The sequence below is a fragment of the Sphingomonas phyllosphaerae genome, from assembly GCF_029623345.1.
GTDB classification, from domain to species: domain Bacteria; phylum Pseudomonadota; class Alphaproteobacteria; order Sphingomonadales; family Sphingomonadaceae; genus Sphingomonas; species Sphingomonas phyllosphaerae_C.
In genome coordinates, this window is record NZ_JAPYKH010000002.1 from 269,209 (window position 1) to 295,993 (window position 26,785).

At 70.2% G+C, this 26,785-nt stretch carries 19 protein-coding genes; 8 read left to right on the forward strand and 11 right to left on the reverse strand.

Annotated elements, in window-relative coordinates; genetic code table 11:
• Nucleotides 1–56: 56 nt before the first annotated feature.
• The 6 genes from QBJ89_RS03085 to QBJ89_RS03110 are packed head-to-tail and all read right to left on the reverse strand — an operon-like array spanning nt 57 to nt 8,822.
• Nucleotides 57–896 (reverse strand): SGNH/GDSL hydrolase family protein, encoded by an 840-nt coding sequence (locus tag QBJ89_RS03085; protein ID WP_277979075.1) that lies wholly within the window; start codon nt 894–896, stop codon nt 57–59.
• Complete coding sequence (locus QBJ89_RS03090) at nt 863–2,014, reverse strand: glycoside hydrolase family 76 protein (protein ID WP_277979076.1); 1,152 nt, start codon at nt 2,012–2,014, stop codon at nt 863–865. Before QBJ89_RS03090 ends, QBJ89_RS03085 begins: the two co-directional genes overlap by 34 nt.
• On the reverse strand, nt 2,014–4,800 hold the full coding sequence (locus QBJ89_RS03095; protein ID WP_277979077.1) for a TonB-dependent receptor: 2,787 nt from the start codon (nt 4,798–4,800) through the stop codon (nt 2,014–2,016). The genes QBJ89_RS03090 and QBJ89_RS03095 overlap by 1 nt, the downstream gene beginning before the upstream one ends.
• 38 nt (nt 4,801–4,838) lie before the next feature.
• Entirely contained in the window at nt 4,839–6,572 is a 1,734-nt protein-coding gene (locus tag QBJ89_RS03100; RefSeq protein ID WP_277979078.1) for a class I mannose-6-phosphate isomerase, read from the reverse strand.
• The gene (locus QBJ89_RS03105; RefSeq protein WP_277979079.1) at nt 6,559–7,488 is read right to left on the reverse strand and encodes an ROK family protein; all 930 of its coding nucleotides are present in this window, start codon (nt 7,486–7,488) and stop codon (nt 6,559–6,561) included. The genes QBJ89_RS03100 and QBJ89_RS03105 overlap by 14 nt, the downstream gene beginning before the upstream one ends.
• Nucleotides 7,485–8,822, reverse strand: a complete 1,338-nt coding sequence (locus tag QBJ89_RS03110; RefSeq protein WP_277979080.1) for a sugar porter family MFS transporter — start codon at nt 8,820–8,822, stop codon at nt 7,485–7,487. Before QBJ89_RS03110 ends, QBJ89_RS03105 begins: the two co-directional genes overlap by 4 nt.
• A gap of 260 nt (nt 8,823–9,082) precedes the next feature.
• On the opposite strand from QBJ89_RS03110, the gene QBJ89_RS03115 reads away from it, so the two are divergent.
• The gene (locus tag QBJ89_RS03115; RefSeq protein WP_277979081.1) at nt 9,083–10,270 is read left to right on the forward strand and encodes an ROK family transcriptional regulator; all 1,188 of its coding nucleotides are present in this window, start codon (nt 9,083–9,085) and stop codon (nt 10,268–10,270) included.
• A gap of 10 nt (nt 10,271–10,280) precedes the next feature.
• Here the strand turns inward: QBJ89_RS03115 and QBJ89_RS03120 are convergent, their stop codons facing one another.
• Entirely contained in the window at nt 10,281–11,708 is a 1,428-nt protein-coding gene (locus QBJ89_RS03120; RefSeq protein WP_277979082.1) for a glycoside hydrolase family 125 protein, read from the reverse strand.
• A gap of 175 nt (nt 11,709–11,883) precedes the next feature.
• Here QBJ89_RS03120 and QBJ89_RS03125 point away from each other — a divergent pair, with 175 nt between their 5' ends.
• On the forward strand, nt 11,884–13,335 hold the full coding sequence (locus QBJ89_RS03125) for a glycoside hydrolase family 125 protein (RefSeq protein WP_277979083.1): 1,452 nt from the start codon (nt 11,884–11,886) through the stop codon (nt 13,333–13,335).
• Nucleotides 13,336–13,406: 71 nt separating this feature from the next.
• On the opposite strand, the gene QBJ89_RS03130 is transcribed toward QBJ89_RS03125, so the two are convergent.
• From QBJ89_RS03130 to QBJ89_RS03140, 3 genes are all read right to left on the reverse strand, one after another.
• Entirely contained in the window at nt 13,407–14,237 is an 831-nt protein-coding gene (locus tag QBJ89_RS03130) for a 23S rRNA (adenine(2030)-N(6))-methyltransferase RlmJ (RefSeq protein WP_277979084.1), read from the reverse strand.
• Nucleotides 14,234–14,863 (reverse strand): pseudouridine synthase, encoded by a 630-nt coding sequence (locus QBJ89_RS03135; RefSeq protein WP_277979085.1) that lies wholly within the window; start codon nt 14,861–14,863, stop codon nt 14,234–14,236. The genes QBJ89_RS03130 and QBJ89_RS03135 overlap by 4 nt, the downstream gene beginning before the upstream one ends.
• A gap of 137 nt (nt 14,864–15,000) precedes the next feature.
• Nucleotides 15,001–17,919 (reverse strand): TonB-dependent receptor, encoded by a 2,919-nt coding sequence (locus tag QBJ89_RS03140; RefSeq protein WP_277979086.1) that lies wholly within the window; start codon nt 17,917–17,919, stop codon nt 15,001–15,003.
• Nucleotides 17,920–18,074: 155 nt separating this feature from the next.
• Here QBJ89_RS03140 and agaR point away from each other — a divergent pair, with 155 nt between their 5' ends.
• On the forward strand, nt 18,075–18,854 hold the full coding sequence (gene agaR, locus QBJ89_RS03145; RefSeq protein ID WP_223010620.1) for a transcriptional repressor AgaR: 780 nt from the start codon (nt 18,075–18,077) through the stop codon (nt 18,852–18,854).
• Between the two features lie 156 nt (nt 18,855–19,010).
• On the opposite strand, the gene QBJ89_RS03150 is transcribed toward agaR, so the two are convergent.
• Nucleotides 19,011–20,096 (reverse strand): amidohydrolase family protein, encoded by a 1,086-nt coding sequence (locus QBJ89_RS03150; RefSeq protein ID WP_277979087.1) that lies wholly within the window; start codon nt 20,094–20,096, stop codon nt 19,011–19,013.
• A 130-nt stretch (nt 20,097–20,226) separates the two neighbouring features.
• Between QBJ89_RS03150 and QBJ89_RS03155 the strand changes: the two genes are divergently transcribed.
• From QBJ89_RS03155 to QBJ89_RS03175, 5 genes are all read left to right on the forward strand, one after another.
• Complete coding sequence (locus QBJ89_RS03155) at nt 20,227–22,317, forward strand: glycoside hydrolase family 36 protein (RefSeq protein ID WP_277979088.1); 2,091 nt, start codon at nt 20,227–20,229, stop codon at nt 22,315–22,317.
• Complete coding sequence (locus tag QBJ89_RS03160; protein ID WP_277979089.1) at nt 22,314–23,258, forward strand: DMT family transporter; 945 nt, start codon at nt 22,314–22,316, stop codon at nt 23,256–23,258. Before QBJ89_RS03155 ends, QBJ89_RS03160 begins: the two co-directional genes overlap by 4 nt.
• A 71-nt stretch (nt 23,259–23,329) precedes the next feature.
• Nucleotides 23,330–24,613: a D-tagatose-bisphosphate aldolase, class II, non-catalytic subunit gene (locus QBJ89_RS03165; RefSeq protein WP_277979090.1), complete on the forward strand. Its 1,284-nt coding sequence runs from the start codon at nt 23,330–23,332 to the stop codon at nt 24,611–24,613.
• Entirely contained in the window at nt 24,606–25,745 is a 1,140-nt protein-coding gene (locus tag QBJ89_RS03170) for an SIS domain-containing protein (protein ID WP_277979091.1), read from the forward strand. The genes QBJ89_RS03165 and QBJ89_RS03170 overlap by 8 nt, the downstream gene beginning before the upstream one ends.
• Nucleotides 25,742–26,671: an N-acetylglucosamine kinase gene (locus QBJ89_RS03175; protein WP_277979092.1), complete on the forward strand. Its 930-nt coding sequence runs from the start codon at nt 25,742–25,744 to the stop codon at nt 26,669–26,671. Before QBJ89_RS03170 ends, QBJ89_RS03175 begins: the two co-directional genes overlap by 4 nt.
• Nucleotides 26,672–26,785 lie beyond the last annotated feature (114 nt).

Here is a 26,785-nt window from a genome sequence, read left to right on the forward strand (position 1 = left end):
GCCGCGGTGGTGCCCGAGCGCTTTCAGCCCGCCAATGACGCCGACGTGTGCGAGGATCAGCCGGGGTCGCTCAGCAGGCGGACGAGTGCCGCCGCGACCGCGGCATGCCCCGCCGTGGTGGGATGCCACGACACTCCCGTCGCCGAGCGGCCGACAGCGTAAGGCTCGGCGGCGCAGGAGTCGTGGCCGCGCGACAGCGTGCCGGCGCGCAGCAGCGCCGCGTGCTCCCGCCGCGCGACCGCCGCGGTGACCCCCGCGAGATGGCGGACGGTCGCGCGCGCCCGCGCCAGCCCAACCGAGTCATAGGGGACGGAAGCGCAAGGCCGCGCCGGCAGCATGTCGAGATAGTCGACGAACACGAGCCGGGCGCGAGGCGCGCGGCGGCGCACCTCGCGCGCGACCTCGGTGAGATGACGCTCCAGCCGCGCCCATTCCGCTGCGGTCGGGAGGGGTGGCCGGCCGCAGCGCGGAGCCGCACCGTCGCGCGCGGGGTCACATTCGGCGCGGGCGAGATCGCCGACGAGATGCACGTCGTTGCCTCCAATCGTCACCGTTACGAGCCGGGTGGCGGGGGTGAGATGGTCGAGCTGCGCGGGCAGTTCGTTCCAGGCGTGGAGTAGATGCTCGGTGGTGGCGCCGCCGCAGCTCGCGTCGACGAGGTCGAGGCGGAGCCGTGCCGCGACGAGCCGGGGGTAGTTGTTGACCGTCTGCCCGCAGCGCACCGGCGCGGACGGCGCCGCCGCGCCGATCCGCGCGCCCGCCGCATAGGAGCTGCCGAGCGCCACATAGGTCGAGCCCGGCGGCAGCGCGGCGGGGGATGCTGGCGCCGCGGCGAGCGCGAGCAGCGCGACGGCGCCGCGCATCAGTACAGCAGCGCCCAGTCGGCCCGGTGCCACGCCGACACCGCCTCCACCTGCACCAGTGCGGCGGTGTCGATCAGCTCGGCGCGGCGGCCGGCAAACTGGACGAGCCCGGCGGCGTTGCGGCGGCGCCGCCACATGCGGTCGGCGTAGCCGCGCATCGCGTCCAGGTCGCGGCGGTCGTGGGTCGCGTCGGCGAGCAGCAGCAGGTTCTTGAAGTAGATCGCGTTGAAGGGCGGCGGCTGGTCGTCGACCTGCTCGCCCGCGACGAGCTGGACACGGCTCGCCGCGGCGATGCGGCGTGCCTCGGCGAGATAGCGTGCCTCGCCGGTGGCGCGCCACAGCAGCACGTTGACGCCCACCGGCACGCCTTGATTGTAGCTCCACACGCGCGGTTCGATCGTGCCGTCGCGCTTGATATGGTCGGCGTAGAGGCCGTCGCGGCGCTGCAGCGTCGCGTTGGTCCAGCGATAGTAACGCAGCGCGTCGTCGAGATAGGCGCGCTCCCGCGTGATCAGGTACAGCCGCACGCCGAGCTCGGCCGCGGGCATGTTCGACACGGTGTTGCGGTCGCCGTTGTCGCGCTTCTGCGTCCACACCAATCCGCCGGGCGAGGGGAGCCCCTTCTCCTCCGACCAGCCCGATCGCACCAGCGCGAAGATTGCGCGCGCGCGTCGCAGCGACTCGGCGTCGCGGCGGAAGAGGTGGTGCTGCACCTCGGCAAGCCCGACCCACTCATTGTCGTCGTAATAGAGGTCGTCGCCGTGGCCGAGCGGCGCGACCACCTTGGCAAGGTGGCCAGCGATGCCGGTGGTGGAGCTGTTCGACCAGTAACGCTGCTGCGCCGCGCGTACTTTGACGAGCGCGGGCGCGAAGCGGCGCCCCCCTGCGCCCGGCATCATGGCGAGGTCGAGCAGCGCGACATGCGCCTGCGAGAAGGGCCATTCGGTCGAGTAGCGCTCGTCGCCCGCACGCGCCGGGTGGTACTCGCGGTAGAGACCGGTTCCGTCGCCCACCGCGAACGCCTTCTCGAGCGCCGCGTGCCAGGCGAGCGCGCGCGCGCCGGGGGGGGCGGCGGGCGCCGCCGCCTCGCGCGCGCCGGCGAGCGCCAGCGCGCCGCCGACGAACGCGCGGCGCGTCGGATGCGCCGCCATCACAAGCGGAACCGCGCGCCGAGCGCGAAGACGCGGCTCTCGTAGCGGACGTCGCGCGGGTAGCTCGCATTGGCCAGTCCCGGCACCGCGCGCAGCGCACGATAGGGCGAGCCGGTGATGTTGCTTACGTCGAAGGTCAGCGTCACCGCCTCGATCGCGGCGACCGACAGCGAGAAGTCGAGCCGCTCGATCGGGCGGTTGAACTCGGCGCCGATCAGCTGGCCGGCGTTGTCGGTGGCGAAGAAGTTCGTCACGCGCGAGCGCCAATTGTACGCCAGTCGCGCCGACACTGGACCCTTCTCATAGATGCCGACCGCATTGTAGCTCCACTTCGACACGCCGGGTATGTCGCTGTCCTGCCCGGCTTCGCCGAGCGAGACGGGCAGCGCCTGCGAGGCGTCGATATAGGTCGCGTTGAGCTGGGTACCGAAGCCGCTCAGTACGCCGGGCAGGAAGTCGAAGAAGGTCTGGAAAGCCACCTCGGCGCCCTGCAATCGACCCTTGCCGCCGTTCTCGGGCCGGTTGACGGTGACCGGCGTTGCGAAGCCGAGGTCGACCTGGCTGTTGAGGTTGGTGATGAAGCCCTGCACGTCGCGGCGGAAGATCGCGCCGGTCAGCGAGCCGGTCTTGGAGAAGTACCATTCCAGCGAGGCATCGTAGTTGGTCGACAGGATCGGTTGCAGGTTGATGTTGCCGCTGTTGCCGGTGATCGGCGTCACGCCGGGGCTGCCGATCGTCACCGCCGGGTTGAGCTGGTTGTACTCGGGCCGGGTGCGTGTCTCGGTCGCCGAGAGGCGGAGCTGGAGCTGGTCGGTGAACTTGGCGCGGAACGAGGCGCTGGGGAGCACGTCGACATAGTTCTGTCGCGAGGTGGTGGTTTGAAGCTCACCGCCGACCAGCGCGTTGCCGGTCAGCTGCGCCTTGGTGTTGACGATCCGCGCGCCGACCACGCCGTCGACCGGCACGCCGCCGACGTCGAAGCCATAGTGGAACTGGCCGTAAAAGGCGTAGGATTTCTCCAGCGCGTCGAGCCGCTCGTTCTGGACGTAGGCGGGGATGTCGGAGTCCCACAAAGCGCGTTCGGTCAATGCGGCGGGAGTGCCGATCTGCTCCAGCCCGCTGCGCGCGAGATCGCGCAGCGCCTCGATATTGTCGACGATCCCCGCGCGGGTCGACGCATACCATTGGCTCAGCCCGGGGGCCTGGCCGCCGCGGAAGCCGCGGTCGATCGGCGTGCCGGTGTCCCCGCCCGGGATGTCGGAGAGGCGCAGCCCGAGCGAGCGCAGCGTGGCGTAACGGCCGCCGCTCTGCAGCCGCGCGTCGCGGTCGGTCAGGCGGAAGCCGACGTCGAGCTGGGTGATCACGGGTAGCTCGGTGTCGAGCTTGAGGTCGGTTCGCCACTGGATGCCCTTGCCGGTCGCCAGCGAACGGCGATCGTAGATGCCGCGCAGGATGTAGCTGCTGGGATCGTTGGCGGCGAAGCCGGGCAGGCCGAACTGCGCCCCGCCGTCCGCGCCGCCGATGTCGAACACGAGGTTGGCCGACTGCGCGGTCGCGGGCGCGAAGTCGACGTTATAGTCGGTATATTCGGCCTTGGAGTCGGTATAGGCGAAGTCGGTCGTCAGCGTCGCGCGGCCGGTCTTCCACGATCCGCCGATCGCACCCTGATAGGCATTGGTGCGCCCCGCGCGCGTGCTGCGCGAGAAGTCGATGCCGCGGCCGTTGGCGAAGTCGGGGGTGACGGTGACGCTCTCCAGCGTCCCGGGCTCGGCGGCGTTGCGGACGATGTTGCTCAGCGTCGGGTTGTTGTTGACGAGGTCGAAGCCGGCGAAGTCGTTGGCCACGTCCGTTCGCGCACCCTGGAACAGCCCGTCGACGTAGAATTCTAGGTTGGGGGCTGGGCGCCACTGGATCGTACCGTTGACCGACGGCCGCCAGCGCTTGCCGCGGTCATAATAGACGCCGGCGCTCTCGGGCAGCACGAAGTCGCGCGGGCCGTCGACCGGCTGGTTCGCGCCGGGGCTGACGATGTTGCCGTTGATGTAGCGTGACGAGGTCAGATAGTGGAGCTGGGTGTAGGACACGTTGACCAGCGCGCCCAGCTCACCGATTGGCGTGTCCCAGCGGTCGGTCACGAGCACGTTGAAGTTGGGATCGTACTTGCGCGCCTGGTCGCCGTAGGTGCCGCGCACCGCGCCCGCGATCTGGAAGCCGTCGAAGTCGAACGGACGGCGCGAGCGCACGTTGATCAAGCCGGCGATGCCGCCCTCGATCAGGTCGGCGCTGGTGGTCTTGTACACCTCCAGCCCGGCGAGCGCGCCGGCGGGGAAGTCCTGCAGCGCGACGTTGCGCAGCTCGGCGGTGAACATCTCGCGGCCGTTGTAGGTCGTGGTCAGGTTGGGCAGCCCGCGCACCTGCACGCCACCGGCCTCGTCGCTGCTGCGGTTAACCTGCACGCCGGTGATCCGCGCCAGCGCCTCGGAGGCGTTGTTGTCGGGCAGCTTGCCGATGTCCTCGGCCACCACCGCGTCGACGATCTGGTCGGAATCGCGCTTGAGCGCCTGCGCGGTCTGGAGGCTGCGGCGCAGCCCGGTGACGACGATGTCGTCCGAGCCCGGCGCCGCGGCGACCGCGCCGTCCGCCGCGGCCGGCGGCCCGGCCTCGGCGGGTGCCTCGCCCTGCGGCGTCGCGGCCGGCGCGTCCTGCGCTACGGCCGCGGCGGGCCACAGCGAGGCCGCGGCGAGCGCGAGCGCGGAGGCCCGCGCGAGCTGGTTCAACTGGATCATGGTCACTCTCCCCTGCGTTCTTGTCGTTGCTGTCGTTTTCACTGGTCGGTCGGTCGCACCCAGGCGCGCATCACCGCGCAGGCCGCGCAGGCCGCGCCCGGCGGCGCGAGCGAGCGCAGCCGGTAGCGGCCGAGCGCCGCCGGGATCACGAAGGTCTCGGCATAATGGACCTCGAAGGGCGCGAACGCGTCGTCCGGGCTCTCCACCGCCGCCGCCGTGCCGGCGACGAGGTTGAGGACGTTGAGCGTGCCCGCGGTGTCGAGCTCGACGCTCGTCTCGAACCAGGCGCGCTCGGTCTCGATGAATTCGAGCGGGTGAAGTCCGGTGCGCTCGCGGCGCCAGTCGCTTCCACTCGCGACGGGCGTGACCTGGTTGACCAGTTCGGTGCGCGTCACCGTCTCGCGGCGCGTCCAGTCGATGTTGGCGAGGCCGTGCTCAAGGTGGATCGGGCGCGGACGACCGTCGAGCCCGAGCCGTCCCCAGTCCCACAGCTTGAAGGTGAAGATGTACGGCGTGGCGCTGATCTCGAGCACCATCGCGTCGCACCCGGAGCAGTGGATCGTGCCGGCCGGGATGAGGAAATGATCGTGCGCGCGCGCCGGCAGGCGATTCACCAGCGCGTCGACGTCGGGCGGTGGGCCGCCCGCCTGCGCTGCGGTGAGCGCGGCGGCGACAGCGGCGGGCTCGGCCGCGTCGGTGAGCCCGAGATAGACGCACGCGTCCGCGCCGGCATCGAGCAGATAATAGCTCTCGTCCTGGGTGTAGGGCAGGCCGAAGGCGGCACGCGCATAGTCGGCGCGCGGGTGGACCTGGAGCGAGAGGTTGCCGCCTTCCATCGTGTCGAGCAGGTCGAAGCGGATCGGAAATTCGGCGCCGAAGCGCGCGATGACGTCGCCGCCGAGCAGCGCGTCGGGGCGGAGCCGCACGAGGTCGAGCGCGGGGAGCTCGAACGCCTCCTCGCCGAAGCCGAGCAGCAGGCTGTTCTCCTCGGGCACGCAGTCGAAGCACCAGGCATAATTGGGTGGGCCGTCGGGCAGGTCGAAGGTGCGCCGCATCCACTGCCCGCCCCACGGCCCGGCATCGAAGAAGGGCACGACGCGGAACGGGCGCGCCGCGACCGCGTCGAGCGAACGATGGTAGGTGTCGCCGGCGATCATCCGCGGCACCGGCCCGTTCGCCTCAACGACGAAGTCGACCTCGGGCAGCAGCGCGTATTTGACCGCGTCGCCGACGCGCCAGTCGACGAAGAAGGCGCGGCGGTAGAGCGCCGCCGCGCGCGCGGAGCGGTCGCTTCCGCCCAGGTTGGCGATCTCGCCGCGGCGCTGGCGCTGCTGGAGCTCCCACCGCGCCATGGCGACATAGACCAATAGCTCGCGCGCGGGCAGGACGGTCGCGGCGCCCGGGCCGACGACCACCGTGCGACGCCCCGATACGCGCCCTGCGCGCCACGCCGCGACCTTCGCCGCGTCGAGGAAGTCGGCGATGCCGATCGACGGGAAGCGCGCGAACACCGGGTCGTCGCCGAGCGAGGCGTCTATTTCGGCGTCGAGCACCGCTGGATTGCGGAACAGCGCGGCGGTGTCGACTACCTCCGCCTCGGGCCACGCCTCGCGCAGCGCCGCGACGATCGCCGCAACCGGCGCGCCCGGATAGCATTCGACGCAGAGATCGCGCGCCGCGGCGAGGTGGGGCAGGATCGCGGCCCAGCCGACCAGGCAGGCGTCCGCCGCGTCGTCGATGCGGACGACGGGCCGCTTGTCATAGTTGGTCACGATGGCTCTCCCACAGCGGCGTGGCGGCGAGCAGCGCGGCGTCGGCGCCGAGCGCGCCGCGCAGCACCAGCGGCGCTTCGCCCAGGCACCAGGCATGGCGGCGCACATGCGCCTGGATGAAGGGCACCACCTCCTCCGCCGCGGCGACCCCGCCGGTGACCAGCACGCGCGTCGCGTCATAGGCGTGGACGAGGTTGAGCGCGGCAGCGGCCCAGGCGGCGAGGCAGGCGGCGCGCACCGCGCCCGCGCCTGCGTCGCCGCCGCGCGCGAGGTCGAACACCGCCTTGAGGTCGGGCGCGGGGAGGTCGTGGAGCGCGCCGCGACGCGGCAGCGAAGCGATCAGCCGCGGCAGCGCCCAGCTCGACGCCAGCGCCTCGGCGCAGCCCAGGTTGCCGCACAGGCACGTCGGCCCGTCGATCGCGACGGTGAGATGGCCGCCAAGCACCGAGGCATGTCCGCTGCGCCCGCGCACCACCGTGCCCTGCATCAGCGCGGCCGAGCCGATCCCGGTGCCAAGGCTGAGCAGCACCGCATCGTCAGCGTCGCGCAGCGCGCCGTAGCGATGCTCGCCGAGCAGCGCCATGCGCCCGTCGACCTCGAGCAGCAGCGGCAGGCCGAGCCGCTCGCTCGCCCAGCCGGCGAAGTCGAAGTCGATCGCATCCTCGAACTTGCCTGCGGGGGTCGAGACCACGCGCCCCGACCGCGGGTCGATCAGGCCGGGGAAGGCGATCGACACGCCAGCGACGCTTTCGCTGCCGCGCAGGATTGCCAGCTGGGCCTCGAGCCCCGGCAGTGCGGCTGCCAGCGAAGTCGGTGCGGCGAGCCGGATCTCGCGCCGGCCCTCCACCGTGCCGCCGCGAACACGCGCGCAGGCGATGTGAGAGCCGCCGACGTCGACCGCGAGATAGGCGGTCATCGCGCCGGCTCCGGATCGCCGCGCATCTGCCGTTCGATCTGCTCCAGCGAGGCGCCGCGCGTCTCCGGGAACCAGCGGAGCACCAGCACGCACTGCGCCGCCATGCACGCCGCGAAGAACAGGAAGGGCGCGGCCGGCGAGGCCGCTGCGGCGACGGGAAAGATCGCTGCGACCAGCGCGTCGAACAGCCAGATCGTGCCGGCGCCCAGCGCCTGGCCCGCGGCGCGCGCATGCGCCGGGAAGATCTCACTGAGATAGACCCAGATCACTGCGCCCTGCGAGGTCGCGAAGGCGGCGATGAAGCCGATCAGCACCGCCAGCATCAGCGCGCGTGGCAGGAGGCCGAGCATGATCGCGGTTGCGGCGAGCAGCAGCACCGCCATGGCCGCCCCGCCGACCAGGAGGAGCGGGCGGCGGCCGAGCCGGTCTATCAGCGCCATGCCGACGAGGGTGAAAACGAGATTGGCCGCACCGACCGCGATCGCCTGCAGGTCGGCGGACACTTGGCGGAACCCGGCCGCCGCGAAGATGTCGTTCAGATAATAAAGGATGGCGTTGATGCCGGTGAGCTGGTTGAGCGCGCCCAGCACCATCGCCAGGATCATCGGCCGCGGCGCCTCGCGCCACAGCGACGCCAGCGACACCGCGCGCGCCGGCGGGGCAGGGGGGGCGTCGACTGCCTCGTCGCCATGAAGCAGCAGCGCCGCCGCCGCGGCCTCGTCGCGCCGACCGCGCAGCATCAGCCAGCGCGGGCTGTCTGGCACCACGACGAGGAACAGCTGGAACAACGCGGCGGGCAGCGCGGTCAGGCCGAGCTTCCACCGCCACGCCGCCGCAGCGCCCGCCAGCAGCGCGCTGACCGCGGCGTTGCTGGCATAGGCGAGCAGGATGCCGGTGACGATGCTGACCTGGAAGCTGCCGACGATCGCGCCGCGACGCGCGGCCGGCGCCACCTCGGCGAGATAGACCGGCGCCAACACCGACGAGGCGCCGATCGCGACTCCGGCCATGACGCGGAACAGGATGAGCGCGCCCCAGCTCCACGCCAGCGCGCAGCCGAGGCCCGAGACGAGGTAGAGCGCGGCGGCGAGCCGCAGGCCGGCGCGTGCGCCGCGCCGGTCGCCGTACACGCCGGCGACCGCGGCACCGGCCATCGTGCCCAGCAGCGCGGACGAGACCGTCACGCCCAGCGCGGCGGGCGACAGGCCGAACTGGACGCGCAACGCACCCGTCACCCCGGCGATCACCGCCGTGTCGAAGCCGAAGAGCAGCCCGGAAAGCGAGACCGCGAAAGCGGTGAACAACAGGCGCGCACGCGGCGCTGCACTGCCCATGGCACGCTCCTCCCGACCGGAGGCGACGCGATGCGATCACGCCACCCTCTCCCTCCTGCCTCGCCGTGTCGCGCTTTGCGTCACGCCCTCGGAAGGTGCGCCGCGATCGGAGCAGTTGGCGACTTTTCCCGCGAACGAACGAGGACGTCAATTAAAAAAGAAAGTAGGTGTAAGTTTAGCGGAACGCGGCGGTTGTGCGCAGCACGCGTCGCGTTTACCTGTGAAAAACGCTTTCCCCGTATCCGACCCGGAGATCCTTGTTGCCCCTGCCACCTCATGCGACCGGCGCGAGCGGGGCGGGGCAGCGGGCGCTGCACGGCACCAACCCGGCGCGCGCGGGCGAGCGCAACGAGCGGCTGGTGCTCGAGGCGATCCTGCGCGCCGGCGAGTCGACTCGGCTCCAGCTGGCGGAGCAGACCGGCCTGTCGCCCGCGGCGATCGCGAACATCACCCAGCGGCTGACCGATCGTGGCTTCGTGTTCGAGAAAGGCCGGCGTACCGGCGTTCGCGGCATGCCCGCGATCCGCTTCGCGGTGAATCCCGACGGCTGCTTCAGCTACGGCGTCAACATCGACCGCGACCATGTCACGCTGGTCGCGCTCGATCTCACCGGCACGGTGCGCGCGCGCTACACGCAGGAGATCGACTTCGCGGCGCCGCGGACGGTCACCGCCTTCATCGGCGACGCCGTCGCCACGTTACTGGGGAAGGGGCTGATCGAGCGCGACCGTGTGCTGGGCATGGGAGTCGCGCTGCCCGGCGGGCTGGGGCACGTCGATCTGCCCGGCCTGCCGCGCGCCTACGCCGAGTGGGACAGCGTCGACCTGCCCGCGCTGCTCGCGCCGCTCGGCACATGGCCCGTGATCACCGAGAATGATGCGGCCGCGGCGGCGATCGGTGAGGCGCGCTTCGGCAGTGGGCTGACTCACCGCAGCTTCTTCTACGTTTTGCTCTCGGCGGGACTGGGCGGCGGGCTGGTCGTCGCGGGCAACTATCACCACGGCGCGACCGGCCGCGCGGGGCGGATCGGCTTTCTCACTGATCGCGCCGGCGCGCCGCTCCAGTCGATCGTCTCGCTGTCGGCACTCAAGGCCGATCTCGCCGCGCACGGCATCGCGTCGATCGCGCCTGTCGCGCTGGCGAGCGCCGAGGCCGACGCCAACGCGGTGATCCGAAGCTGGATCGAGCGCGCCGCGGCGGCGTTGGCGGGGCCGATCGCCACGATCAGCTGCCTGATCGATCCCGGAGCGATCGTGATCGGCGGGCGACTGCCGGTGCCGCTGATCGATGAGCTCACCGCCGCGATCGAGCGGCACCGCGACGCGGTGGTCGATCCGGTGGTGCCTGCGGCACCCGTGCTGACCGCGCAGCTCGCCGCCGACGCGCCCGCGATCGGCGCTGCGATCCTGCCCTTTAACGACCTCGTCTTCCTGTCAGCTAACGACTGAGGACGGCGCCTCAGAACTGTTCGGCAAGCAGCTGCGGGTAGCGCGCGGCCACCGTGCCGATCATCTGCCCGAACATGCCGTTGACCCAGGCGAACCACGCGCGGGTGAAGCGCGCCGGATCGTCCTTGTGGAAGGATTCGTGCATGAAGCCGGTCCCAGCGTGGGTCGCCTTCAGCGTGCGCAGGCAGTCGCGCACCACGCCCTCGTCGCGCGTCACCATTGCGCGTGCGATGATCGCCATCGGCCACACCTTGTCGAGCCCCATGTGCGGGCTGCCGATACCGCTCCCGGCGCTTCCCTGCACGAAAAAGGGGTTGCGCGGGCTCCACGCCAGCGCCGCGGTGCGCTGGTAGAGCGGGTCGTCGACCGACGCCGCCTCGATCAGCGGCAAGCCGTACAGGCTGGGGATGCCGGCGTCGTCGGCGAACAGCCAGTTGCCGAAGCCGTCGACCTCATAGGCCCAGACCTGTCCGCCGCGCCCGTCGGGTACGATCGCGTGCAAGCGCAGCGCCGCCTCGACCTCGCTCGCCAGCGCTTCCGCTTCGGCCGCGGCGGCGTCATCGCCACGCGCCTCGCGGTGGACGCGCGCGAGCTGGCGCAGGCTCGACACCGCGAACAGGTTGGCGGGCACGAGAAACGGGTAGACGCAGGCGTCGTCGGAGGGACGAAACGCCGAGTGGATCAGGCCGACCTTGTTCGAGGGCGGGCCGAAACCGTCGAGCATCAGGCTGTCGGTCGGGATCTTGGTGAGCCGCTGGTAGCGGTACGGGCCGGGAGCGTCCTTGCGTTGCTGCACCCGCAGCGTCTCGACGATCAGCGCGGCGGAGCGGCGCCACAGCTCGTCGAACGGCGCGCGGTCGCCCGTGGTCGCCCAGTAATCGTGCGCGAGCCGCATCGGGTAGCAGAGCGAGTCGATCTCCCATTTGCGCTGCGCGACGCCCGGCCGCATCTCGGTATCGTCGAGCGTGGCCGAGTCGAGGTTGGAGCGCGCGCCGGGATCGCGGACGAAGGCGTTGGCATAGGGATCGATCAGGATGCATCGCGCCTGGCGCTGGATCAGGCCGTGCAACATGTCGCGCAAGTGCCGGTCGTTTCGAGCGAGCGGAAGATAGGGCTCGACCTGCACCGCACTGTCGCGCAGCCACATCGCGTCGATATCCCCGGTGATGACGAACGTGTCGGGCTTGCCGTCGATCGTGCCAGTCAAGACAGTGGTGTCGAGCGTGTTGGGAAAGCAGTTCTCGAACATCCAGGCGAGTTCCGGATCGGCGATCCGCGCCTTGAGGCGGCTGAGCTCGCGTTCCACCGCGACGCTGACGAAGCGTCGCTTCGCTGCCGCCGGGCGCTGGCTGACGAAGCTGGCCGGCGCCGCGGCGGCGGGTGCGCCGATCGTCAGCGCGGCGGCGCCGCCGATCACGGCGCGTCGCGTCGGGTGCATGTCTCTCTCCTGGTCTGCCCCGGTGTTGCCGGTGTTCACGGACGGTGTGACACGCCGATGCAGGCACGACAATCAAAAAGAAAGTAGGTGGAAGATTGAACCGAGAGTATGCTAGCCAAGCGGACGAGAGGCGCGCGCCGATGCAGTGCGGGCTGGCAGACGAGGAGGGCTGAGCATGGACGGTCGACACGGCGCCGGAGCGGACGCGACGCTGGGCCTCGACCGACGCACACTGCTGGCCGCACCCGCTGCGCTCGCCGTCACTCACCCCGCCTGGGCCGCGGCGCCGGCGCGGCTGTCGAAGCGGCCGCCGCCATCCGAGCGCCGCTTCCACAGTGCCGCGGTGGAGCGCGAGATCGTGCGCGTGAAGCGGCTGATCGCAGACCCGAAGCTCGCGTGGATGTTCGAGAATTGCTATCCGAACACGCTCGACACGACGGTGCTGTCGGTCACCGACGACGACGCCTTCGTCATCACCGGCGACATCCCGTGCTTGTGGCTGCGCGACTCGTCGGCACAGCTGCGTCCCTATCTCCACCTAGCGGCGGGCGACCCGGCGCTGACCAGGCTGTTCCGCGGGCTGATCGCGCGCCAGGCGCGCTGCGTCCTGATCGATCCCTACGCCAACGCCTTCCTGCAGGACCCAAGCGCGCGCACCGACCTGGACTCGTCGCAGCACGATCAGACCGAGATGAAGCCCGGTGTGGCGGAGCGGAAGTGGGAGGTGGACTCGCTCTGCTACGTCCTCCGGCTCGCGTCGAGCTACTGGGGCGCGACGAAGGACCGCACGCCCTTCACCGCCGAATGGGCGCAGTCGGCGCGCGCGATCGTCCGCACTTTCCGCGAGCAGCAGCGCCGCGATGGTGCCGGTCCGTACCGCTTCCAGCGCAGCAGCGTGCAGCCGACCGAGACGCAGCTGTGGAGCGTCGGCAATCCGACGCGCAAGGTTGGCCTGATCCACTCGAGCTTCCGCCCCTCCGACGACGCGACGATCCTGCCGTTCCTGATCCCAGCCAACATCTTCGCCGCCCGCACGCTGCGTGAGCTTGCCGTGGTCGCGACCGAGGCGCGCGGCGACACCGCCCTCGCCGCCGACGCCGCCGCGCTGGCGGCGGAGATCGAGACCGCACTCGCCGCGCACGGCCGCATGCGGCTGGCGGACGGGAGCGAGGTCTGGGCCTTCGAGGTCGATGGCTTCGGCAACGCGCTCTTCATGGACGATTGCTGCGAGCTGTCGCTCTCGGGACTGGCGTTCCTCGGCTGCGCTGCGCGCGATGACCCGCTGTGGCGCCGCACCGAGGCGGCGGCATGGAGCGAGCGCAATCCCTGGTTCGTCCGCGGCCGCGCCGGCGAGGGGCTGGGCGGGCCGCACGCCGGCTTCGACCTGATCTGGCCGATGGCAACCCTGGTGCGCGCCGCGTCGAGCCGCGACGACGCGCTGGTCCGCGCCTGCCTCAAGTCGATCCGCGACACCGACGCCGACACCGGCTTCGTCCACGAGACCTTCCACAAGGACGATCCCACGCGGTTCACCCGGCCGTGGTTTGCCTGGGCGAACGGGCTGCTGGGCGAATTGATCGTCACCCTGGCACGGGACAGGCCGCAGACGTTGCGCCAGCGCCTCTAGGTCATGGTGCGCGGTTGAGGCCGATCATCGGCAGCAGCGCCGCCGCGCCTGCCGTCTAGGTCTGACCAGTTTCACTCGTTCAACCAATCCGCTGTAATCTCGCCACGATGTCCTTCCGGCGCCAGTGCGGTGCGGAGGGCTTCGAGCAGGGGTGGCAGCGCCTGGGTGAAGGCATAGGGTGGGTTGACGATGAACAGGCCTGCGCCGTTGTAAATGCCGGGCGCATCGGCGTCGTACAACCAATGCTCGACCGACAAGAACTTCGGGATGCCGAGCCGCTGCAGCGAGTCTTTCCACCGCTGATGCGTCAAGCGATCTTTCAGAGGATACCAGATCACCGTCACGCCATGCGCCCACTTACGGTGCGCCGCGGCCACGGTGGCCGTGATGCGGGCGCGTTCGTCGGTCTGCTCGTACGGCGGATCAACCACCACGACGCCGCGACCGGTGCGTGTCGGCAGCAGTGCCAGCCAAAGCTCGTAGGCGTCGCGCTCATGCACGGCAGCAGGCGTGCCGCGCATCGCGGCGCGCAGGGCTTGCGCGTCCTCGGGATGCTTCTCGTTGACGATCAGCACGTCCTGCGGGCGCAGCAGCTGCGCCAGGACCTGCGGAGAGCCGGGATAGCGGCGCGGCTCCGCTCCGTCATTCACTGCCTGCACGGCGGCGCGATAGCTGTTCAGCAACGGGTTCGCGTCGGCGAAGGCCCGCAGCACGCCGTGCGCGGCTTCGCCCGTTCGCTGAGCCTGTTCGCCGCCGAGGTCGTAGAGCCCGCAGCCGGCGTGCGTGTCGATCAGGGTCAACGCACCGTCTTTCTGCTGCAGTGCCCGAACCAGCGCGATCAGCAGGCTATGCTTCACGACATCGGCGCTGTTGCCGGCATGGAAGGAGTGACGATAATTCATCTGCTACTTGGGCCCTGCTGATCCGCCGTTGTCTCGCCGCGCCCTGTCTTTGCAGACGGGCCGCTGGCGACGTCGCTGAGTTCCGACAACACCTTGAACTCGCCCGGCGCGATCCCGTCGAGTGACCAGTCGCCGATCGACCAGCGGACCAGCCTCAGCGTGGGCAGCCCGATCGCCGCGGTCATGCGGCGGACCTGCCGGTTGCGGCCTTCGCGGATGGTGAGCCTCAGCCAGCTGTCGGGGATGGTCGCGCGCCGGCGGATCGGCGGATCGCGCGGCCACAGGTCCGGCGCGTCGATGCGCTCGACGCCGGCGGGAAGGGTCATGCCATCCTTGAGCCGCACGCCCTGCCGCAGGCGCGTTAGCTCCGGCTCCAGCGGATCGCCTTCGACCTGGACGAGATAGGTCTTGGGCATCTTGAAGCGTGGATCGGCGATGCGCGCCTGTAGCCGGCCGTCATCGCATAACAACAGCAGGCCCTCACTGTCGCGATCGAGCCTCCCGGCGGGGTAGACGCCCTTGACGTCGACGAAATCTGACAGCGTCGACCGAGCCGTCGGCGATCCCCGGTCGGTGAATTGGGAAAGGACCCCGAACGGTTTGTTGAACAGGAGTAGCCGGCTCATCCGGCGCCCTTATCGCTCGTTCGCGGCGATGTCTCCTGGCGCGTGCACGGCCGCGGCGAGCCCGACAGACCGGGGGAAAGCAGCACGGTCGACCGGCACCGATCCAGATGCGCTGAGCGCCGGTCGTGTCACGGCGATCACAGCCGGCCGCGCACCCCGAAGAAGAAGGCGCGGCCCGAATATTCGTAGAAGTTGGGGACGTTGCGCAGGTCGTTGAAGCGCTTCACGGCCTGGCCGAGCAGGTTAGAACCTTGCGCATAGACGGTGAGGTGGCTGTTCAGATCGTAGGACAGGGTCGCCGAAACCTCGTGGTACGGATCCTCCTTCACCGGCAGATAGGCGAGGTTGCCCGACTGTGCGTAGGTGAAGCGCGACTGGAAGCTATACGACACCTGCGCGCCGATGCCGTGGTTCTCGTAGAACAACTTGCCATTGGCGGAGAAGGGGATGGCGCCGGGCAGGTCGGTGGTGACGTCGCCCGACGTGGCGCGTGAGCGATTGTAGGTGAGGTTCGCCTGCACGCCGAAGCCGTTGTCGAGGAAATACTGCCCGCCGACCTCGACGCCATAGACGTTGGCGCTGTCGCCGTTGCGCACCTGATATTCGACGAAGTCGAAATTCTGCTGCTGGTTGCCCGGCTGCGCGGTCGGCGTGACCACCACGTCGACCGGCACGGTCGAGACGAAGTTGGTGATATGCTTGTAAAAGGCCGCCGCCGTCAGCGCGAGGCGATTGGACGGGTAATATTCGAGCGACACGTCGAGCTGGTTGGCCTCGGTCGGCTTCAGGTTCGGGTTGCCCGCATCGTAGATGATATAGGTGCCCGACTGCGCCGAGGTGGCGTCCTTGGCCGGCGACAGCTCGGCGAAGGTCGGGCGCGAGATCGCCTGCGACGCCGCGAGCCGGACGCGCAGTCCGTCGGTCAGGTCATAGGCGAAGTTGGCGGCAGGGAGCAGCCGCAGATAGTCGCCACCACCCGTGATCGGCTCGACATCGTTGAAGGCGACCGCATTGTCCTGCGTGCCCGCGCGCGGGATGATCTTCGCGATCGAGGCGCCATAGCCGACCGACGATACCTTGGTGGCGACCAGCCGCCCGCCGATGTCGGCACGCCATTTCTCGCCCGCGAGGTTGAACTGGACGTAACCTGCCCAGGTGCGCTCGCGGATGCGGTAGGAGGCGGGCAGATCGTCCTGGATGATCTGGGTCGAATAGCCGGCGGGGTAGGGCGACAGCGCGCAGCCGTCGATCGTCGCGCCGCTCGCATCGAGGCAGCTGTTGGGGTTGAGCACCGCCGGGTTGTTGTCGGCGCGCGGCAGCGCCGCGAGATAGGTGTCGATGTCGAAATTGGGGAAGTTGCGCGGGAAGTTGCCCGGCAGCTTGCTCAAGATGTTGCCCTGCCCGGGGCGCACCACGTCGGCGCCGATCTGTCCGAAGGTGAAGGGATAGCCGCAATAGTTGCACGACGTGGTATATTGGTTGTCGACGGTGGTGACGTTCTTGCGCCGGTCGGTCCAGGTAACGCCGAAGCTGATCGCCTTGAACGTCCCATTATCGACACGATACTCGCCGTCCATCTTGCCGCTCTTGATCTCGTCCGAGACGTCCTGGCCCTGGATGCCGATGTAATGCGCGCGATAATCGTCGTTGGTGGCCTGGTCGATCGTGCGCCCGCCCGGCAGGGTGATGGCGAGGTCGGGCAGACCGTTGTCGCGCGTCGCGAACGTCGCCGAGGCGCCGGGGATGCCCGCCACGACGAAGCGGTTGCGCCCCCCGGTGGTGTTGGTGGCCTTGCCGTAATAACCGTCGAAGGCGAGCTTGAGCTGGTCGACCGGGCGCCAGTCGATGCGGCCGCCGATCTGATAGGTCTGGCTCTGCCGCGGCTCGTCGGTGGTCAACACCTCGGAGACGAGGTCGTTGATCGCGAAGCCGGTGACCACGTTGTTGCGGTCGACCTGGATCGACGACGGATCCCAGCGCGGCGAGCCGTCGTCGCCGAGCGGGTTGAGATAGTTGGACGAGCGGTAGTTGTGCTGGGTGACGTCGAAATGGCTGTAGACGCCGTCGATGGTCAACTCGAAGCGGCTCGACGGTTTCCACTGGAAGGCACCCGCCGCGCCGATCCGCTCGCGCTCGCCGGTGACATAGCCGACGCTGTAGTAATCGGGCCAGATATAGGCCGGGCCGGCGGTGTTCGGATCGACCTTGCCGTCGCGGTTGAAGTCGATGCCATAGCCCGCCTCGGTGCCGTCGGTGATCGAATATTCGCCGAGATTGTCGGTGCGAAACTTGTACTTGTTGTAGCTGGCGCCGACCAGCAGCCCCATCGTGTCGTCAGCGAAGGTGGTGCTGACGACGCCACTGGCCTTGTACCCACCCTTGTCGACCAGGTCGTTATACTGGCCCTCGAGCGCGGCCGAGGCGTGGAAGCCGGGGCGGTCGAGCGGACGCGCGGTGCGCAGGTCGACGTTGCCGCCGATGCTGCCTTCCAGCTCAGAGGCGCGCACCGCCTTCTTCACCTCGGCGCCCGAGATGATCTCGGAGGGCAGCACGTCGAACTGGAACGAGCGGTCGGTGCCGTCGGTCGGCAGGATGCGGCCGTTGAGCGTGGTGATCGCGAAATTGGAGCCGAGCCCGCGCACGGTGATGTCGCGCCCCTCACCGCGGCCGTCGCGTCCCACCGTCACGCCCGGAATGTTGGCGAGCGCCTCGGCGACGTTGCGGTTGGGAAACTTGCCGAGCTCTTCGGAGGAGATCGCGTCGACGATGGTGTCGGCGTTGCGCTTCGCCTGGATCGAGCGGAGCAGGCTGCCGCGGACGCCGCGCACGACGATGTCGCCGCCGGTCGTAACGGGGCCGTCGGGCTGGCCGGTCTCACCGGGCTGCTGCGACGGGTCGGACAGCACCGCCTGCGGGTCGGGCGAGGCGGTGGAGGACTGTTGCGTGCCGTCGACCGGCGCGCTGGCGTCCTGCGCCGCAGCCTGGCCGGCGATGAGCAGGGCGGCCAGGCTCGCGCCGGCTAGGATCTTGCCGCGCCCGTGCTGCAGCTGCGTCATCGCCACTCTCCCTCTTCCCCGCACCCGGTGCGAAACGTTGCGACTTGCTATCGTGAGCGTAGCAATACTGTCAAATAGAAAAGAAACGAAACCTAGTGGGAGCATTGTAGCCGCCGGTCACGGCTGGTAAGCCGGTGCGTGAACGGGAGGATGCGATGTCCACGGTACGGGACACCAGCGGCAGACGGCAGCAGATCAGCGCGATGGTGCGCGAGCGCGGCAGCGTGCAGGTGGCGCCGCTCGCCGAGCGTTTCGGCGTGTCGATGCAGACGATCCGCAAAGACCTGCACTTCCTCGCGAAACGCGGTGTGGCCGAGCGCTCCTACGGCGGTGCGATCGTGGCCGATGCGGTGAACGTGATCGCCGAGCCCGCGGTGGAAGCGAAACGCGCGGCGCACGTCGACGAAAAGGCGCGGATCGGCGCGATGGCGGCGGCGATGGTGCGGCCGGGCGAGTCGGTGGTGCTCGATTCGGGCACGACGACGCTGCAGATCGCGCACCATCTGCCCGATGACGAAGAGATTACCGTGCTCACCAACGATCTCGACATCCTGTGCGCGCTGGCGCGCAAGGAGCGGATCCGCGTGGTGATGCTGGGCGGCGCGCTGCGCCGGCGCAACCGCGCCTTCTACGGCGCGCAGACCGAGGCGGCGCTCGACGACCTGCACGTCGACAAGCTCTTCCTCGGCGTCGACGGCTTCGATCTCGAGCGCGGCATCACCACGCATTACGAGCCCGAGGCGATGCTCAACCGCAAGATGGTGCGCGCGGCGCGGCAGGTGATCGCGGTGACCGACCAGTCGAAGTTCGGCCGCGTCTGTCTCCATCGCATCCTCAACATCGCCGAGATCGACGACCTCGTCACCGACGCCAAAGCCCCCGAGGGGCTGCCCGCCGCGGCCGAGCGGCTGGGGTTCCGCCTGCACGTAGCGTGAGAGGCGCCGCCATCGTTCACCATGCCAAGCACCCCGGTGGACGCCGGGGTGGAGTCAGGTGAAGACGGCGGCGCTCACTAGGGCCTTCTCACCTGGGCCCCGGCTTCCGCCGGGGCGGCGGGCTGGCAGGAACATTCGTGCCTCCACCCCGGCATCTCACCCCGCCAGATGGAAGAAGCGGCGCGCATTGCCCCAGTAAATCTTGTCGATCACCGCACGCGGCAGGTTGAGCCCCTTGGCGTCGGCACGGATCGCCTCGACGCGCTGCGGCAGCGGCGTCGCGAGATAGCGCCAGTCGGCGCGCCAGACGCGATCGGCCTCCTTGGGGAAGTCGCCGGTGGCGGGCGGGTTCTGCGCGCGCGCGGCGGGATCGGGCGGGCTGTCGGTGAGGTCGGTGCCGTAGAGGATGCGGTCCTGGTATTTGATGAAGAAGGCGCGCACCTTGGCGAGGTCCGCGTTCGACTGGACCTGGAGGTTGGACAGGCGCGCGGCGAGGTCGACGACGGTGTTGGGATAGCGGTCGAAGAAGCGCGCCAGCTCGTCGACGCTCCACTCCAGGCTGGCCATGTGCGCGCCGTCGAACGCCAGTTTCGGGTGCCGCGCGACGAAGCGGTCGCGCGCCGCCATCAGCGCCTCGTAGCTCGGCTCCTCCGGGTGGAGGTACATGTAATATTCGGGGTGCGCCTTGAAATAGTCGCGGTCGTTGTCGGTCGTCATCTGGTCGAGCGGGAGCCAGCAATTCTTGGGCTCGGCCTGATGCGCGATCAGCGGGATGTGGCGCTGCTCCAGGTGTGCCATCACGCCGTCGAGTCGAGGGTCGTCGAGGAAGACGCGCTTGCCGCTCGCATCCTTGGCGACCATCCCGATGTTCTTCCACACCTTCACCGCGATCGCGCCGCGCGCGAACGCCTGGTCGAGCTGCGCGATCGTCCGCTCGGTCCAGCCCGGCGTGCCGAAGCCCGCCATCGAAAAGGTGGTGGCGTAGCGGAAGTCCGCCGGGTCGGCGGCGCGCATCGCACGCGCGATCCGCGCCTGATCCGCAAGCGCCGGAAAATCTGGATAGTCGACGTTGATCGACAGCACCTCGAACCGGTCGCGCTTCGCCAAGGCGAGGAACCGCGGATCCTCGACATTGGCGTGAAAATGCGAGTCGAACTTGGCCACGCGCGCAAAATCGGCCTCGGTATAATGCGCCGCGGACGTCGTCGCGCTCGCCATCAGCAGGGCTGCGAGCAGGCTCATCGTCTCTCTCCCATTTCGCGCGCAACGAAAGAAAACGCGCGTTGATGTTGCGGTTTTTGTTTGCGCGTCCCCCCGGGTTGGTGCAAGCTCTTTCTCACTGGCCGTCGAGCCGCACAGGAGAGAGTCAACGATGCCGTTCACCGCCACGCGCCGATCGTTGCTCGGCCGCCTGCTCGTTGGCGGTGCGGCGGTGGCGCTGCCCGATCTCGGCGGCGCGGTCTGGGCGGCAGCACCCGCGGGCGTGCGGCTGAGCGACGGCGCGCTGACGATCGACTATGATCGAGCGATGCGCGCCATGATCTCCTACCGCGGCCAGGCGATCACGCCGCGCGCGCAGCCCGAGGCGCTGTTCCTCGCCGGCGCGATGCCGCTCGGCAGCTTCCTGTTGCTCGACCATCGCGAGGAGCCCGTCGCGGGCGCGCACGGCAAGGGGCGACGCCACCTGTTGCGTGCCACCGCGGGCGGGCGAATCGAGCAGCAGATCGCGGTGACCTTCCTCGACGCCTATCCCGGCCTCGCACTCTACGAGGTGAGCTACCGCAACACCGGCGCGGCGCCTCTGGCGATCGCTGGCTGGCGCGTCGCGACGCACGATCTGGCCGCGCATGCGGACGGCGCCTGGACCTTCGCAGGGGCCTCCTATCCCGACCGGCGCGACTGGGTGCAGAAGGTCGCGCCGGGTTTCGAGCAGCGCAACTTCATGGGGATGAACGCCTCCGATTATGGCGGCGGCACGCCCGTGGCGGTGGTGTGGCGGCGCGACGTCGGGCTGGCGGTGGGGCATCTCGAGACCAGCCCGCGCCAGGTCGCGCTGCCGGTCGCGGCGCAGCCCGGCGCCACCCGGATCGGGCTGAGCGGCGACCAGCCCACGCTGCTCGCGCCGGGCGCGACCCTCACGCTGCCGACAGCCTTCCTGATGGCGCATACCGGCGACCATTTCCGCCCGCTCGACGCCTATCGCCGGCTGATGGCCGAGCGCGGCGTGGCGGCGCCCGCGATCCCCGAGTCGAGCTACGGGCCGATCTGGTGCGCCTGGGGCTATGAGCGCGACTTCACGCTCGACCAGGTCTACGGCACGCTGCCCAAGGCCAAGGCGCTCGGCTTCGAATGGGCGGTGCTCGACGACGGCTGGCAGACCGCGGAGGGCGACTGGAAGCTCAACCCCGCCAAATTCCCGCGCGGCGACGCCGACATGCGCGCCTTCACCGATCGCATCAAGGCGGACGGCATGCGCCCGCGGCTGTGGCTCGCGCCGCTCGCGGTCGATCCCGGCACCGACCTGCTGCGCGACCATCCCGACATGCTGCTGCTCGACCGTGACGGCTCGGCGCAGAACGTCAGCTTCTGGAACGCCTTCACGCTCTGCCCGGCATATCAGCCGACGGTCGACTATTTCCGCACTTTGGTGCGCCGGATCATCTCCGACTGGGGCTATGACGGGCTCAAGCTCGACGGCCAGCATCTCAACGGCGTCGCGCCCTGCTACAATCCCGCGCATCACCACGCGCGTCCCGAGGAATCGAGCGAGAAGCTGCAGGATTTCTGGAAGGCGATCCACGACGAGGCGGTCGCCGCCAATCCCGACGCCGTGCTCGAACTGTGCCCGTGCGGCGACAGCTTCGCCTTCCACAACCTGCCCGCGACCAACAACACGCCCGCCTCCGACCCGCTGTCGTCCTGGCAGATCCGGCTCAAGGGCAAGACCTTCAAAGCGCTGATGGGTCCGTCCGCACCTTATTCGGGCGACCATGTCGAGCTCAGCGACGGCGGCGACGATTTCGCCTCGGCCTATGGCATCGGCGCGATCCCCTCGACCAAGTTCACCTGGCCGAGGGATACGCCCAAGCCGATGGAGAAACTGCCGCCGGGCGGCTTCGTGCTGACCCCCGCCAAGGAAGCGCTGTGGGGCAAATGGGTCGCATTGTACCGCGAGCATATGCTGCCCAAGGGCCGCTATCTCGGCGGGCTGTACGACATCGGCTTCGACAAGCCCGAGGCGCACGCGATCGAGAAGGACGGCGTGCTCCATTATGCTTTCTACGCCGATCGCTGGTCCGGGCCGATCGCGCTGCGCGGGCTGGGCGAAGGGAGTTACGCGCTCGTCGACGGCTTCACCGGCCGCTCGCTCGGCACCGCCTCGCGCGCGAAGCCGACGCTCGCGGCGACGTTCGAGCGCGCTTTGCTGGTGCGCGCCACCCCGGTCGCGCGGGGCGCGGCATGAGCGGGGGAGCGCCGGCGGGGCGCGGCTGGCTGGTCAACGCGCTCGTCACCGTGGTGCTGTGGGGCGTATGGGGCGCCTTCTCGGGCCTGTCGCCGCAGCGCGGCTTCCCCGAGACGTTGGTCTATGTCGTCTGGGCGCTGACGATGGTGCCGCCGGCTCTGGTGGTGCTGAAGCAGGCGGGCTGGCAGCTCGACCGCTCGCGGCGCGCGATCGGCTACGGGCTCGCGGTCGGGCTGCTCGGCGCGGGCGGGCAGATGCTGCTGTTCTACGCGGTGGCGCGCGGGCCCGCCTATCTGATCTTCCCGATCATCTCGCTGTCGCCGGTGGTGACGATCGCGCTGTCGTTCCTGCTGATGGGCGAGCGCACCGGCAGACTCGGCGCCTTCGGCATCCTGCTCGCGCTGCTGGCGCTGCCCACCTTCGACTTCGCGCCGGGTGCGGGCGGGGCGGGGGCGTCGGGGGCGTGGCTGCTGCCCGCGGTGGCGGTGATGCTGTGCTGGGGCGTCCAGGCCTATTTCATGAAGGCGGCGAACCACGTCACCTCGGCCGAGAGCATCTTCGTCTACATGACCCTATCCGGACTCGCGCTCGCGCCGGTGGCCTGGGCGATGACCGATTGGGGAACGGGCGGGGGGCGCCCGATCAACTGGGGGCTCGACGGGCCCGGGCTGGCCGCCGCGATCCAGTTGCTCAACGCAATCGGCGCGCTGACCTTGGTATTCGCCTTCCGCTACGGCAAGGCGATCATCGTCGCGCCGCTCGCCAACGCCGGCGCGCCCCTCGCCACCGCGCTGATCTCGCTCGCGGTGCTCCATGTGGTGCCGGGGCCGCTCAAGACGCTCGGGATCGTGCTCGCGCTCACCGCCTCGCTGCTGCTCGCGATCGAGCCCGACGCCGCCGATCCGGGCGCCGAAGGCGAGCCCGCACCCGCTGCTATATAGTTTCGCTAAGTTTCGCTTTCTTGTGTTCTGCTGCGGCTGGCGGTATGCCGGCCGCGTAAAGGGAGACGCACGTGCAGATACTTCTCGACCTGGTGAACCGGCATAAGGCGGGGGAACGCGTCGGCGTCACCTCGGTCTGCTCGGCGCACCCGCTGGTGATCGAGGCCGCGCTGCGCCACGCGCTGGCGCACGGCGCGCCGTTCGCGCTGGTGGAGGCGACCTCCAACCAGGTGAACCAGGACGGCGGCTATACCGGCATGGTCCCGGCCGATTTCCGCGCCTTCGTCGAGCGCATCGCCGGCCGCGTCGCCTATCCGCTCGACCGGCTGGTACTCGGCGGCGACCATCTCGGCCCCAACGCCTGGACCGCGCTGCCCGCGGCCGAGGCGATGGACAAGGCCGCAGTGATGGTCGCCGATTACGTCCGCGCCGGTTTCGCCAAGATCCACCTCGACTGTTCGATGAGCTGCGCCGACGATCCCGTGCCGCTGCCTGAGCGGACGATCGCGGAGCGCGCCGCGCTGCTGTGCCGCGCCGCGGAGGACGCTTTCGCCGGCGATCCCGCGACCGCGCCGGTCTATATCATCGGCACCGAAGTACCCGTACCCGGCGGCGCCGCCGAGGATCTCGACGAGCTGGCGGTGACCGACCCGGCGGCGGCGATCGCCACTGTCGACATGCACCGCGACCTGTTCCGCGCCGCGGGGCTCGCCGACGCCTGGGAACGCGTGATCGCCACCGTCGTCCAGCCCGGTGTCGAGTTCGACCATGACAAGGTGGTCGACTATCACCCCGAGCGCGCGGTCGCGCTGAGCCGTGCGATCGAGCCCGTGCCGCACCTCGTCTACGAGGCGCATTCGACCGATTACCAGACCGCGGCGGCGCTCGCCGCGCTGGTGACGGACCATTTCGCCATCCTCAAGGTCGGCCCCGGCGTCACCTTCGCGCTGCGCGAGGCGCTATGGGCGCTCGACGCGATCGAGCGCGAGACAGTCGCCGAGGGCGCGCGCGCGAACCTGCGCGCGGTCACGCTCGACCGGCTGCGCGCCGAGCCGAAGAACTGGGCGAAATATTATCACGCCACCGGTGCGGCGCTCGACCTGCAACTGCAGTACAGCCTGTCGGACCGCATCCGCTATTATTGGCCCGACGCCACGATCGCGGCGGCGCAGGAGCGGCTGTTCGCCAACCTGCGCGAGACCCCGCCGCCGCTGCCGCTGCTCAGCCAGCATCTGCCCGCGGCCTATGCCGCGGTGCGCGCCGGCCGCGCCGGCCTCGACCCCGCCGAGCTGGTGATGGCGCAGATCGGCGCCACGCTCGACGCCTATCACGGAGCCTGTTTTCCCCATGACTGACACGCTGATCGCCGCCCCCGCCGCGGAGCCCGGCGACTCCTCCTGGACACGCCGCGAGATCGCGCAACAGCCTGCGACGCTGCGCGCCACCCAGCAGCTGCTGCATGACGCGCGCGCCGAGATCGAGGCGTTCCTCGCGCCGCTGCTCGCGCGCTCCGAGCTGCGCATCGTGCTGACCGGCGCGGGCACCTCGGCCTTCATCGGCGAGTGCCTCGCGCCCTGGCTGTCGCGCACGCTCGGCCGCTCGGTCGAGGCGATCGCCACGACCGACATCGTCGGCGCGCCCGATCTGCATCTGCGCGCGGATGCGCCGACGCTCCTGGTGTCGTTCGGCCGCTCGGGTAGCAGCCCCGAGAGCGTCGCCGCGGTCGACCTGGTCGACCGCCGCGTCGTCGAGGCGCACCATCTGATCGTGACATGCAACGCCGAGGGCGACCTCGCGCGGCGCGGCGGCGCGCGCGCGCACGTGATCGTGCTGCCCGAGGCGACGCACGACCGCAGCTTCGCGATGACCTCCAGCTTCACCGCGATGATGCTGGCGGCGCTGTCCGCGCTCGGCGGCATCGCCGCGATGGACGCGCGGATCGAGGCGATCGCAGCGGGTGTGCAGGACATGCTGGCGCGCGCCGAACCGGTCGCCGCGGCGCTGGCCGCGCGCGGCTTCGATCGCGTCGTCTATCTCGGCAGCGGCGTGTTCAGCGGGCTGGCGCGCGAGGCAGCACTCAAGCTGATGGAGCTGAGCGACGGCGCGGTCGTCACCGCCTTCGACAGCGCGCTCGGCTTCCGCCACGGCCCCAAGACGATCGTCACCGATCGTACGTTGTTGGTGGTGTTCGTCGCCAACGACCCGCTGACGCGCCGCTACGACCTCGACATCGTCGCGGAGCTGCGTGGCGACGCGCGGGCGGGCGAGGTGGCGGTGATCTCGGCGCAGGCGGACGAGGGCGCCACGATCACGCTCGCCGGGATGGACGGCGCGCCCGATGCCGACCTGCTCTTCCCGTTCATCGTGCCGGCGCAACTGTTCGCGCTGCACGTCTCGCTCGCGCTCGGGCTCACGCCCGACCAGCCCAATGCGAGCGGCACCGTCAACCGCGTGGTGCAGGGCGTGCGGATCCACGCCGAGGCATGAGCGCGCGCCGCTATCTCGGCGTCGACGGGGGCGGGACCAAGACCGAGTTCGTCTGCATCGACGCCGCGGGCGTGGTGATCGCGCGCGCGGTGACGGGCACGACCTACCACCTCGAAGTCGGCGAGGAGGAGGCGGTGCGCCGTATCGCCGAGGGAGTGAGCGCGGTCTGCACCCAGATCGGCGCCGCGCCCGCGCACCTCGACCACGTCTTTCTCGGGCTGCCCGCTTATGGCGAGGACAGCGCGGTCGACCCGCGGCTCGACGCCGCGGTGGGCGCATTGCTCGGGCACGCACGCTATCGCTGCGACAATGACATGGTGTGCGGCTGGGCGGGATCGTTGGCGTGCGCGGACGGGATCAACGTCGTCGCGGGCACGGGCTCGATCGCCTATGGCGAGCGCGGCGACCGCGGCGCGCGCGCGGGCGGCTGGGGCGAGGTGTTCGGCGACGAGGGCTCAGCCTTTGCGATCGCGCGCGCGGGGCTCGCTGCCTTCTCGCGGATGAGCGACGGGCGCGCCCCGATCGGCCCGCTGCACGCGCTGCTGCGCGAGGCGCTCGCGCTCGACGACGATCTCGCGCTGTGCGAGCGCGTGATGGGCGCGCGCGGCATGGCGCGCGGCGAGATCGCGGCGCTCGCCACGGTGGTGTCGCGCGCCGCGGACGCCGGTGACCAAGCCGCGCGCGTGATCCTGGCCGACGCGGCCGCCGAGCTGGTGCTGCTCGCGACCGCGCTGCGCGCGCGGCTCGGCTTCGATCCGGGCGAGCGCGTGGCGGTGTCCTGGTCGGGCGGCGTGCTCGCCAACGTGCCCGCGGTGCGCGACGCCTTCGCGAGCGGGCTGGAGGCGGCGGGCTGCACGCCGGTCGAGCCGCTGCACGCGCCGGGCTATGGCGCGGCGCTGTATGCGCGGCATCTGGCACAGCGATAGCGCTTGGCTCCCTCGCCTGATCCGCTGCTGTGCTCCTGTCCATGGAGGAGCCTGATGCTCCAGGCGCCGGCACTCGTGGCTCTGGGCTCCGGCATTCGCCGGAGCACGGCGGAG

What these genes read in the sequence shown, in the direction of transcription:
- QBJ89_RS03090 (WP_277979076.1), bottom strand. Translation starts at nt 2,014, where the DNA reads ATGGCGGCGCATCCGACGCGCCGCGCGTTCGTCGGCGGCGCGCTGGCG.
- QBJ89_RS03095 (WP_277979077.1), bottom strand. Translation starts at nt 4,800, where the DNA reads ATGATCCAGTTGAACCAGCTCGCGCGGGCCTCCGCGCTCGCGCTCGCC.
- QBJ89_RS03105 (WP_277979079.1), bottom strand. Translation starts at nt 7,488, where the DNA reads ATGACCGCCTATCTCGCGGTCGACGTCGGCGGCTCTCACATCGCCTGC.
- QBJ89_RS03110 (WP_277979080.1), bottom strand. Translation starts at nt 8,822, where the DNA reads ATGGGCAGTGCAGCGCCGCGTGCGCGCCTGTTGTTCACCGCTTTCGCG.
- QBJ89_RS03120 (WP_277979082.1), bottom strand. Translation starts at nt 11,708, where the DNA reads ATGCACCCGACGCGACGCGCCGTGATCGGCGGCGCCGCCGCGCTGACG.
- QBJ89_RS03125 (WP_277979083.1), top strand. Translation starts at nt 11,884, where the DNA reads ATGGACGGTCGACACGGCGCCGGAGCGGACGCGACGCTGGGCCTCGAC.
- QBJ89_RS03130 (WP_277979084.1), bottom strand. Translation starts at nt 14,237, where the DNA reads ATGAATTATCGTCACTCCTTCCATGCCGGCAACAGCGCCGATGTCGTG.
- QBJ89_RS03135 (WP_277979085.1), bottom strand. Translation starts at nt 14,863, where the DNA reads ATGAGCCGGCTACTCCTGTTCAACAAACCGTTCGGGGTCCTTTCCCAA.
- QBJ89_RS03140 (WP_277979086.1), bottom strand. Translation starts at nt 17,919, where the DNA reads ATGACGCAGCTGCAGCACGGGCGCGGCAAGATCCTAGCCGGCGCGAGC.
- agaR (WP_223010620.1), top strand. Translation starts at nt 18,075, where the DNA reads ATGTCCACGGTACGGGACACCAGCGGCAGACGGCAGCAGATCAGCGCG.
- QBJ89_RS03150 (WP_277979087.1), bottom strand. Translation starts at nt 20,096, where the DNA reads ATGAGCCTGCTCGCAGCCCTGCTGATGGCGAGCGCGACGACGTCCGCG.
- QBJ89_RS03155 (WP_277979088.1), top strand. Translation starts at nt 20,227, where the DNA reads ATGCCGTTCACCGCCACGCGCCGATCGTTGCTCGGCCGCCTGCTCGTT.
- QBJ89_RS03160 (WP_277979089.1), top strand. Translation starts at nt 22,314, where the DNA reads ATGAGCGGGGGAGCGCCGGCGGGGCGCGGCTGGCTGGTCAACGCGCTC.
- QBJ89_RS03170 (WP_277979091.1), top strand. Translation starts at nt 24,606, where the DNA reads ATGACTGACACGCTGATCGCCGCCCCCGCCGCGGAGCCCGGCGACTCC.
- QBJ89_RS03175 (WP_277979092.1), top strand. Translation starts at nt 25,742, where the DNA reads ATGAGCGCGCGCCGCTATCTCGGCGTCGACGGGGGCGGGACCAAGACC.